Origin of the sequence: Campylobacter concisus, from assembly GCF_902460595.1 — a bacterium.
Lineage (GTDB): Bacteria > Campylobacterota > Campylobacteria > Campylobacterales > Campylobacteraceae > Campylobacter_A > Campylobacter_A concisus_BL.
Window position 1 is genome coordinate 931,182 of record NZ_CABPVA010000001.1, and the last position, 9,833, is coordinate 941,014.

Below are 9,833 nucleotides of genomic sequence, written 5' to 3' on the forward strand. Positions count from 1 at the left end.
TAAGAAATAAAAGCAAAGAAGTAGTGCCAAAGATAGAGATTTGGCGTTAAAATTTAATGTTTAAAGCTTCTTTTTACACTAAATTTCAAATCCAAAACGATCAAATTTATCTTTAGCAAACCCCAGATTAAATTTAGCACTTGCTAAATTTAACCAACTAAATTTTTATCAATCTCTACAATTCTTAAAAATGCTTTTCTAGCACTTTTTTTAGCCTGCTCGCTTAGGCCCTCTTCAAAGTCAAGGACATTTTCAAGCAAGACACTAATGCCAAGAAAAAGCGTCTTTGGGCAAATTTTTCGCAAATAGCTTAAAAGCACTGGCGTTGGGAGATTGTGGGTTGAGTAGATGTAGTCTCTATCGTCACTTAGATCAAAAAACTCTATCTTATCCTCATCAAAACCACTCATAGCATCGACTACTATCAAGATATCAGGTGCAAAATCTCTAATAGCTGAAAATTCATTCTCAGGCACATCTTGCCCAAAAAAGACTTTCCACTCTTTTAGCTCCTGCTCTACGATACGGCCGACTTCATTGCCCACATCATCATCGCCACGCATAGGATTACCGATGCAAAGGATGGCCTTTTTCATCAAAAGTCCTTCCTAAGCACAATATATCCCTCTTTTAAATTTGCCAAAATTTCTTTAAGCTTACACTCACAAAGCTGTGGCAAGAGTCTAGCGATATGCTCAGCAAAAATTTCAACTTCAAAATACTTGCTTAAATTTCCGATCTTAAATTTCACATATTCGCCTGAGTTTTTGATCATCTCGTCAAATTCCTCATCGCTTAGCTCTAAGATCTTCTCGCTAAAATCAATCGTACCAACGCCGTGTCCCACGCAAGTGGAGAAAACTTTTATCTCTTTTAGCTCGCGTGGAAGCTTCTCGTTGTCGTCCATATGCCTTTTTGTAAGCTTATAAACTTGTATCATCTTTTACTCCAAACCTCGCTATCAACATCGATCGCAAAATTTTTACCAGCTTTTGCGTATTTTAGATAGATGTCGTTATGCAAAAGTGCCATACACTCAGCATATCTAGGATCATCTTCTTTTTTGATAGCTGCTACAACCGCTTCACGTGCAAGCTCTGGGTTGTGGATATCGCTTGAGGCTTTGATAGCATCCATATATTTTTCGTAAAGGGTTCTACCAAAGATATAGCTCATCAGCCTTTTACTTTCAGCTTGCAAGTCACGTTCAAACAAGATATCGCCCATTACTGACTTCTCAACTGGTGGAGGCGTAGTGCTGTCATTTTCATAGCTTTTTTTGTGCAATTTTTGATCTATGATGCCAAGAGCCATACCAAGACCATAGATAACACTTGCTGGGTGTGGAGGGCAGCCTGGGATATAGACATCAACTGGGATTATCTTATCTATACCACCCCAAACGCTGTAAGCGTCGTGGAAAATTCCACCTGTGCTACCACAAGCGCCAAAAGCAACTACGATCTTAGGATCTGGAGCTGCCTCGTAAGCACGAAGAAGTGGGTAGTACATCTGTCTTGTGACTGGTCCTGAGCAAAGCAAGATATCAGCGTGTCTTGGGTTTGCTACAAGCTTAAAGCCAAAGCGCTCTGGATCCCACATCGGAGTGATAGCAGCGAAAATTTCGATCTCGCAACCGTTGCAACTTCCGCAGTCGATCCTATAAACGCTAAAGCTTCTTTTGATATTTTTTAAATGCTCTAACTTTGCAGTTAGGTCATTTGCTGTTTTTATGTCCTCTGGGACTTGATATAGACTCATTTTATAGCCTCCTCAACGCCTTTTGTTAGCCTCTCAGCAGATTGATTTTTCTTGCACTCTGGGCAGATAAAAAGGTACTCTTTTGCCTCTTCAAGTCTGCCTGGGAGTAAATTTGCTGTGCCAAGCTTTTCAAGAGTGAAATTTATAAGCCTTTTTGGTGTAAATGGCTTGCCGCAGCATTTGCAAGTTTGCATCTCAAGCTCGCCTCTTTGTATAAGAGCGCTCTTGTCAAATTTAACCGCAAGCTCAAAGCTATCGCTAAGTCTTACAGCTCCAGTTGGGCAAACCTCATCGCAGCGTCCGCAGAATATGCAACGACCACAGTCAAACTGCCAAACAAGTCTTGTTTGCTCATCGTTCATCTTAAGCTCTATTGCGTTACTAGGACAAGCGATACCGCAAGCCGCACAACCTATGCAAAGATCGTACGTATAGTCTGGCTGACCGCGGAAATTCTCAGGCACAATATATGGCTCAAATGGATAGGCGTATGTCGCCTTTCCATATTTTTCTGTGATGTCAAATAACTTCATCATCTTAAATCCTTCTTACTAACCCCGCCATCTTGACAGAATTTTTTAAGGTCTTTTTCTGTTAAAATTTTACTTTTTTTAGTCCTTACATCAACCAAAGTAACACGCTCGGTGCATGAGTAGCAAGGGTCAAGTGAGCAAACGATAAGCGCAGCGTCACTTATGTTGTTTCCTCTAAATTGATACCTTAAGCTTGGCCAGTTGTTATATGTCGCAGCCCTACATCTCCAGCGATATACTTTTTGAGCGCTACCTTGCATGATCCAGTGAACGTTCTCACCACGTGGTGCTTCATCGTGACCAAGTGCGAAATTTTCTGGCTTGATCATAGTCACAGGATCGATCATGATCGGAGTTTGAGGCATCATCTCAAAGCATTGGCGGATGATATGGATAGAGCTTTTTAGCTCTTTATATCTAACCATCTCACGAGCAAAAACATCGCAACCATGCTCAACTGCTACTTCAAATTCTATCTGTTTGAAGAAGTCGTATGGGTGATCGTAGCGGTTATCACGTTTAAAGCCAGAGCCTCTCATGTTTGGACCAACTGGGCTAAAGTCACGTGCGATTTGGCGGTCCAAGATACCTACACCTTTCCAGCGTCCGATTTGGCGTTTATCTTCCAAAACTGCATCCCAAATTTCTGAAATTTGAATATCAAGTTTGTTGATGATCTCTAAGCCTTTTTTGATCTCATGGTTTGTCATATCACGTCTTAAGCCGCCCATAACGACGTTGCCGTATGTTTTACGTCCGCCAGTTACAAGTTGAGCTAACTCCATAGAGTACTCACGAACCCTAAAGATATGCATGAAAGCATTGTAGTTACCAGTAACCTCACAAGCTAGACCAATATTTAAAAGGTGGCTGTGAAGACGCTCTATCTCAAGACAGATGACGCGTATAGCTTGAGCTCTTAGTGGAATTTCAAGCTTTATAGCTTTTTCTGCTGCTTCTATACAAGCTATAGCGTGAGCATAACCGCAAATTCCGCAAACACGCTCTGCAAGATAGCCCATTTGATCATAGTTCATTCTGTTTTCAGCTAGCTTCTCCATACCGCGGTGTTGATAGAACAAGCGATAATCAGCGTCGATGATCTCATCGCCGTCGCAGAAAAGTCTAAAGTGACCAGGCTCATCAGATGTAACGTGTAGTGGTCCAAGTGGCACATCGACTACTGCGTCGCCTGTTGGAAATAAAAACTCCGCATCAGGCTCATCTCTGTGATCAACCGGATCAGGGCGGTAGCGGTAGTCCATAGCATCTTTTCTAAGTGGATGAAGTCCATCTGGCCAGTCATCACTTAAAACTAGACGTCTTTTATCAGGTAGTCCCTCGGCTACTAGGCCAAACATATCATAAGCTTCTCTTTCATACCAGACACAAGCTGGTACAAGTGGAGTAACTGATGGAAATGTCGGATCGCTTCCTGGGATAAGGGTTTTAACTGTGATAAAGCACTTATCCTCAGCCGCAAAATCATCCGCCTCAGTCATCTTGCTACCTTCCATTGAGATAGCATAGTAAAGCGCATAGCAGCCATTTATCTGACGCTCGTCGTTTGGTATCATAGTGCTTATAAAGCCACCGATATCATAATAAAGTGTCTTAACAGCTAGTGGAAGATCGTTTCTATCCACCAAAACTGTGATCTGATCGTCTGCTTGACGAGTTACTTCTAAAATTTTTACCTTTGTTTTTAGGATTTCAACAAATTTATCGCCTCTCATTTTAAAGCTCCCATCATTATATTAACACCGTTATTTACTAGCGTATAAAAGCTATCTACGTGCCATACGCCAAAGATTATGATAAGGGCACAGAGTGCTATAAGAGGTAAATTTTCAAATAAACTCATCTCTTTATTATGAACAACCACACCTTTTGGCTCGCCAAAGCTTGCCATGTTAAAGTGCGCAAAGTCAGCTATGAAAATAACTGCAAGTGCAATAGCAAATAGCGCAACTGCGATGTATTGACCACTTGTGATAGCTCCAACAAAGACGTTATATTCGCTAACAAATATAGCAAATGCTGGAACACCAACTAGTGAGCAGACAGCTGCACCAAACATAATAGTTGTAATAGGTGCGATCTTAACCATGCCGCCCATCTTACTCATATCTTTGTGACCGTAAATTCTTGCTATGTTACCTGTTGAGCAGAAAGCCAAAGCTTTTGTGAAGCTGTGAGCTAAGCAGTGGAATATCGCTGCAAATAGACCAAATTTACCGCCAACACCAAGTGCAAATGCGATAACACCCATGTGAACGATTGAGTGGTATGCAAACATTCTTTTTACGTTGTGTTGTCTTATTAGGAAAAATCCCGCTACAAAAAGTGTGATAGTTCCTGATACGATCATTACGCCTTCAACAAAGCTAAATCCAACTGCTTGAGCTGTGATAGCGTAGTATCTTAAAAGTGCAAGCATCGCACATTTTAAAAGTACGCCTGATAGCAATGCTGAGATAGGTGCTGGACCTTCAGCGTGAACGTCTGGTAACCAAGTGTGAGTTGGAGCAAGACCAGCTTTTGTACCAAAACCAATTAGCGCAAACACAAAGATAAGTTTTGCTGCATCTGGGTTTAAATTTTTAGCGTTAGCCATTATGCTTGAAAACTGCATAGAAGCCTCGCCGTCTCCTAGTGTGCTATATGTAGCTGAATATAGAAGAACGGTTGCATAAAGAGCAAATGCTAGACCGATTGAACAAAGAACGATGTATTTGTAACCACTCTCTGTTGATTTTTGATCTTTGTGTATAGCAACCAAAAACACAGAAGCTAGTGTAGTAGCCTCGATAGCTGCCCACATAAACGCAACGTTGTTGCAAATAACACTTAAAGTCATTGTAAAGATAAATACATGGCTTAGTGCGTAGTATTTTTTAAGATCACTTAAGTGGATGTGTCCATCTTCAAGCTCCCATCTCATATAGTGGATAGAGTAGAAATTTACTATAAATCCAGTTACGGCTATAAGCACTAAGAAAACACAGCCTAAGCTATCTAAGAATAAAAATTTATCAAAACTATAAAAAGTTCCGCCACTTAAAACTTTAAGAACATTGTTAAGTAAAGCCACTGATGTCGCAGCAGAAAACAAGACATGAAGTCCGCTAAGTACTGCATAGTTTTTAGGACTTAAAAACAAGATCAAAGCACCAAGGAGCGGTATGATAAGTATTAAAGCTAAACTATCCATCTCTAACCCCTTAAATTTGAAGCTTTAGAAGTATCTAAGCTATCATAAGCTTTATAAAATCTAATCGCTAGAACGCTCATGATAATAACAGCAAATATCGCATCTGTTAAAATTCCAAGCTCAACTAGCTCATGTGAGTTGTAAGCCATTAGAGCAAGGCTTAGGTGGATACCGTTTTCAAACAAGCAGTAAGCTAGAATTTGTTTTATAAATGAGTTTCTTAGCATGAAGCCAAAAATTCCCATCATAAAAACTGTTCCAGCAGCGATTAGCATGATCTCTTCTTTGATAAGAGAGAATTTTAAAAATATAGGGTGGATACTCATTGAAAGAGCTAGAGAAAATCCCATAGCAATAACAGGACTTACAAAAAATCCACCAACTGGCTCATCTTCGCTAACTACGCCAAGTTTTTTGATAAGCCAGAACAAAATTCCTGGCACGAAAAGAACTTTGGTAAAAAACGCAACGATCGCCCAAGTTTTTAGCTGCTCAGCGTTAAATTTCTCAGATAGCAAGAAAAATATACTAACTAAAAGTAGTGTCTCTATCGCATAAGCGATGATTGAGAGTTTCAAGCTTCTAAGACCAAAAACCGCAAGCGAAGTTACGATCATGCAAATGGCTAATATATCTAGTGTTTGCATCTCACGCTCCTACTACATAAAGTGTTAGTGCAACAAACGAGATAGCAAGTGCACCAAGAGCATTTTTGCGTAAAGATGAAGTCATTTTAAAGCGTGGTCCAAAGTTGTCTATAAATACAGCTGCGACGTAAAATACTCCAGTTTTTATCACAAAAACGATAATAGCTAAGAAAGGATTGCTAAAATTCCATGGCTCAAATATGCTTAGGAAAAGTCCGATCATAGCAAACTGTTTTAATATAAGTGATGCTTGAACTAAGCCAAGGTCGCTACCAGCGTACTCACCAAGAACACCCTCTTGAAGCTCTTGTTCTGCTTCAGCTAAGTCAAATGGCTTTCTACCAGTCTCAACATACATACACCACAAAAATGCGATAGAAGCAACGGCAAAACTTGGAATTTGATATCCGATAACGCCAGTTCTTACCATCTCTTGGATCTCAACTAAATTTGATGTTTTAGCTGCAAGCATAACTACGATTAAGCACATAATCATAACTGGCTCAACATAAACACCAAGCATTTGCTCTCTGCCGCCACCTGTCGCTGCAAATGGGTTGCCGCTATCCATTGAAGCTGCACCAAATACAAATCTAAGTAGCGCACCAAGATAGAGGATAACAAATATATCTGAGTAAGCTCCAAATACAGTGTCTTTGCTATAAGTGATAGGTATAGCAGCTAGCACTGCAGCTGAAGTTGCAAAAAGGAAAAATGGAGCCCATCTAAATACCCAGTGTGAGCACTCAGGGACGGTTCTTCCTCTTCTAAAAAGCTTTATAATGTCGCGATATGTTTGAAAGAAATCGCTACCTTGTTTTGATTGAAGTTTAGCTCTAAGTTTTCTTGCCATACCATCAAACAAAGGAGCTACCAAAACGATAACGACTACTTGAAATATCATTAAAAGTATAGTTTGCATTTTCGTCTCCTAAACTAAAAAGTAGCTCACAGCAAGTATGACACAAAGATATAGCAAGATATAAAGTGTATATACATTTGTATAACCACTTTGAACGATACCTAGCTTATCAGCAAATTTCACACACCATTTAATGACTGGCTCATAAAACATTCCCCACCAAATATCTTTTGGATGGTTGTGATACTCAACCGCGTCAAAATAATTTCTAGTAACTACTTTTTTATCAGCTCTAAATAGCCATTGCATAATTTTTCTAAGGTCGCCAGTGAATGGACCACCTGTCATTTGCATACGTGAGCTATATTTAAAGCCACAAGCCCAAGGATCAGTTTCGCGTGGTTTATCTCTGTTTGCTTTCATAACAGCAAGGATGATAAATGGCAAAATCATAGTCGCACATAGGACTAAAGCGATAAGTGGAGTTGAGATCATGCTGCCCATAGGTGAAGTTACATTTATAGCACCAAGGCTAGCTTTATAGTCGCTTATAGCGATAGAATTTACAGCTTGCATGATGTAATCAACTATATAGTTTGCGCCAAGACCAAAGCCAACGCAGCCTATCATTAGGATGATCATACCAAGAACCATACCTATCGGACTCTCTTTAGCATTTTCCCAAATTTTTTGATCTCTTGGAGTACCTGCAAAGATAACAGCATAAAGTTTAAGGTGCATACCGACCAAAACGCCTGTTAGCGCAAGAGCTACGACGCCAAGTGTAAATGCATATCTAACTAATGTTCCTTCTCCCATAGCACCTTGAAGCATACCTTGATATGTAAACCACTCTGAAACAAAGCCATTTACTGGAGGTAAAGCTGCGATACCCATGATACCTATAAACATACCAAGGCTTGTCCATGGCATCTTTTTAGCAAGACCACCAAGGATGTCCATATTTTGTGTATGAGTAGCGTGGATAACTGAACCAGCACAAAGGAAAAGCAGACCTTTAAATATAGCGTGATTGACTACGTGGTAGCAACCTGCTAGAAAACCTACTGCTGCAAGTGTTAAATTTCCAGCTGCAACGCCGTAGATACCAGTACCAAGACCTAGCAAGATGATGCCTATGTTCTCAACTGAGTGGTAAGCAAGCAAAGCTTTGAAGTCGTGTTGGCAAAGAGCGTATAAAACACCAAATAGTGAGCTAGCTGCACCAAGAGCGAGTATTGTAAGACCAAAATATGTGCTAAGTGGTAGGTAAAGTGTAAATTTAACTAGTGTAAATAGAGCAACTTTAATCATAACGCCTGACATAAGGGCTGAAACGTTTGATGGTGCTGCTGGGTGAGCTTGTGGAAGCCAAACATGGAATGGCCACATACCAGCTTTACTACCAAAGCCGACCAAGAATAGTATAAATACAGCAGCAGAAGCGCCAAATGGCATCTTAACACCCATAAATGCACCAAAGTCAAAGCTTCCTGCATAGTAAGCTGTGATAAGCAAGCCACAGGTTATACAAAATGCACCGATTTGTGCGATACCAAGATATACCATAACCGCTTTAAGTGTATTTTTACCGTCATTGACGATGATAAGAAATGATGATACAAGAGTCATAAGCTCCCATAAAACAACAAAGCAAAATACATTATCAGCGCTGATTACTAGAAGCATTGAAAGGATGAATGTGTTAAACAAACATGCAAACACACCAACGTTTGCTTTTTTTATGTACTCTTCTGCATAGCTCATACCATAAACACTACTTGCAAATCCGATGAAAACAACGACAAAGCTGAAGAAATTTCCAAGTGGATTTAGCGCAAATTTTGGCGAATACAAAAAGCCATCCATAAGAGCAAAGCTATCACTTACTCCCATATTTGCAACGAAGTGACACATCGCATAAAAGCAGCTTATAGCACTTAGTCCAAAACCAACTTTAACAGCGGCTTTTGGAGCGCAGTAGAGCAAGATACTAACGACGGCACTTACAAGAAATAGCATATAAACCGTAGTCATCTTATGCTCCTTGTCCGTTTAAAATTTTAGTAGCAAATTTATTCGCTGCATCGTAGTCTATCCTCTTGCCAAGCTTATGTTTGCCCTCTTCTGGATCTACCATTATAAGAGCGCTTGTTGGGCATACATCAACGCAAGCTGGTCCATTTTCACGGCCAAAGCACATATCACATTTTACTGCGATGTTTTTTGCGCCTGATTGTGACTCTACTTCAAGATAGTATTTTGGCTCGACAGCGTAATTTACTGAAGGCATAAGCTCTGCACTTGAGCTTATCGCACCATAAGGGCAAGCGATCGTGCACATCTTGCAACCTATACAAATTTCCTCGTGAAGCTCGATACAATTATCGTTAAATCGCAACGCTCCAGTTGGGCATACATTTGCGCAAGGGCCATCGTCGCATTGTCTGCACTGAGTCGGCATAACACCGCTAGCTTCTCTTAAGACGCTTAGCCTTGCACGTGATAGTTTGCCACGTTCATAAGCACTTTTAAAACATGCAGCCATACAGGTCGCACATCCTATGCAGCGTTTAGAATCGGCAATCACAAATTTATGTTTTTTCATAAATTCCTCCTAAAAAACAAGGCAAGACCGCCCTGCTCACTAATAGAGTGATTGTTAATCACATGAATAGAGATAGTTAAATTTTTATTTAACATCTCAAACGCTCCTTCCTGAAATTTTTGGAACAATTCTATAACTTCTGGCGATTAAATTCCGTCAGCTATCTGACAAATTTTGTATTTTTGAAATTAAATTTTTATTTTATATT

10 protein-coding genes are annotated in these 9,833 nt (G+C 40.1%); all 10 read right to left on the reverse strand.

Going from position 1 to position 9,833, the window contains the following annotated elements; genetic code table 11:
* Positions 1-149 precede the first annotated feature (149 nt).
* From F3G86_RS04515 to F3G86_RS04560, 10 genes are read right to left on the reverse strand one after another with little or no spacing between them, the layout of a single operon-like run.
* Positions 150-596, reverse strand: coding sequence for a hydrogenase 3 maturation endopeptidase HyCI (locus F3G86_RS04515; RefSeq protein ID WP_002939334.1), 447 nt, complete (start codon positions 594-596; stop codon positions 150-152).
* A complete protein-coding gene (locus F3G86_RS04520) occupies positions 596-940 on the reverse strand; it encodes a formate hydrogenlyase maturation HycH family protein (RefSeq protein WP_021084790.1) in 345 nt (114 codons plus the stop codon). Before F3G86_RS04520 ends, F3G86_RS04515 begins: the two co-directional genes overlap by 1 nt.
* Positions 937-1,761: an NADH-quinone oxidoreductase subunit B family protein gene (locus F3G86_RS04525; RefSeq protein ID WP_149723107.1), complete on the reverse strand. Its 825-nt coding sequence runs from the start codon at positions 1,759-1,761 to the stop codon at positions 937-939. Before F3G86_RS04525 ends, F3G86_RS04520 begins: the two co-directional genes overlap by 4 nt.
* The gene (locus tag F3G86_RS04530) at positions 1,758-2,297 is read right to left on the reverse strand and encodes a formate hydrogenlyase complex iron-sulfur subunit (protein WP_002939210.1); all 540 of its coding nucleotides are present in this window, start codon (positions 2,295-2,297) and stop codon (positions 1,758-1,760) included. The genes F3G86_RS04525 and F3G86_RS04530 overlap by 4 nt, the downstream gene beginning before the upstream one ends.
* Complete coding sequence (locus F3G86_RS04535; protein ID WP_009294856.1) at positions 2,294-4,030, reverse strand: hydrogenase large subunit; 1,737 nt, start codon at positions 4,028-4,030, stop codon at positions 2,294-2,296. The genes F3G86_RS04530 and F3G86_RS04535 overlap by 4 nt, the downstream gene beginning before the upstream one ends.
* Complete coding sequence (locus F3G86_RS04540) at positions 4,027-5,508, reverse strand: hydrogenase 4 subunit F (RefSeq protein ID WP_021089381.1); 1,482 nt, start codon at positions 5,506-5,508, stop codon at positions 4,027-4,029. The genes F3G86_RS04535 and F3G86_RS04540 overlap by 4 nt, the downstream gene beginning before the upstream one ends.
* A gap of 2 nt (positions 5,509-5,510) precedes the next feature.
* Positions 5,511-6,155 carry a hydrogenase 4 membrane subunit gene (hyfE, locus tag F3G86_RS04545; protein WP_012001181.1) on the reverse strand — a complete coding sequence of 215 codons (645 nt, stop codon included), beginning with the start codon at positions 6,153-6,155 and terminating at the stop codon, positions 5,511-5,513.
* Position 6,156: 1 nt separating this feature from the next.
* Positions 6,157-7,077, reverse strand: coding sequence for a respiratory chain complex I subunit 1 family protein (locus F3G86_RS04550; protein ID WP_002939300.1), 921 nt, complete (start codon positions 7,075-7,077; stop codon positions 6,157-6,159).
* A 9-nt stretch (positions 7,078-7,086) separates the two neighbouring features.
* On the reverse strand, positions 7,087-9,054 hold the full coding sequence (locus F3G86_RS04555) for a proton-conducting transporter transmembrane domain-containing protein (RefSeq protein ID WP_087581729.1): 1,968 nt from the start codon (positions 9,052-9,054) through the stop codon (positions 7,087-7,089).
* Between the two features lies 1 nt (position 9,055).
* Positions 9,056-9,625, reverse strand: coding sequence for a 4Fe-4S dicluster domain-containing protein (locus tag F3G86_RS04560; RefSeq protein WP_009294859.1), 570 nt, complete (start codon positions 9,623-9,625; stop codon positions 9,056-9,058).
* Between the last annotated feature and the right edge of the window lie 208 nt (positions 9,626-9,833).

Bases quoted from the DNA above. Each gene is read 5' to 3' on its own strand.
- F3G86_RS04515 (WP_002939334.1), bottom strand. From the start codon at position 596: ATGAAAAAGGCCATCCTTTGCATCGGTAATCCTATGCGTGGCGATGAT.
- F3G86_RS04520 (WP_021084790.1), bottom strand. From the start codon at position 940: ATGATACAAGTTTATAAGCTTACAAAAAGGCATATGGACGACAACGAG.
- F3G86_RS04525 (WP_149723107.1), bottom strand. From the start codon at position 1,761: ATGAGTCTATATCAAGTCCCAGAGGACATAAAAACAGCAAATGACCTA.
- F3G86_RS04530 (WP_002939210.1), bottom strand. From the start codon at position 2,297: ATGATGAAGTTATTTGACATCACAGAAAAATATGGAAAGGCGACATAC.
- F3G86_RS04535 (WP_009294856.1), bottom strand. From the start codon at position 4,030: ATGAGAGGCGATAAATTTGTTGAAATCCTAAAAACAAAGGTAAAAATT.
- F3G86_RS04540 (WP_021089381.1), bottom strand. From the start codon at position 5,508: ATGGATAGTTTAGCTTTAATACTTATCATACCGCTCCTTGGTGCTTTG.
- hyfE (WP_012001181.1), bottom strand. From the start codon at position 6,155: ATGCAAACACTAGATATATTAGCCATTTGCATGATCGTAACTTCGCTT.
- F3G86_RS04550 (WP_002939300.1), bottom strand. From the start codon at position 7,077: ATGCAAACTATACTTTTAATGATATTTCAAGTAGTCGTTATCGTTTTG.
- F3G86_RS04555 (WP_087581729.1), bottom strand. From the start codon at position 9,054: ATGACTACGGTTTATATGCTATTTCTTGTAAGTGCCGTCGTTAGTATC.
- F3G86_RS04560 (WP_009294859.1), bottom strand. From the start codon at position 9,625: ATGAAAAAACATAAATTTGTGATTGCCGATTCTAAACGCTGCATAGGA.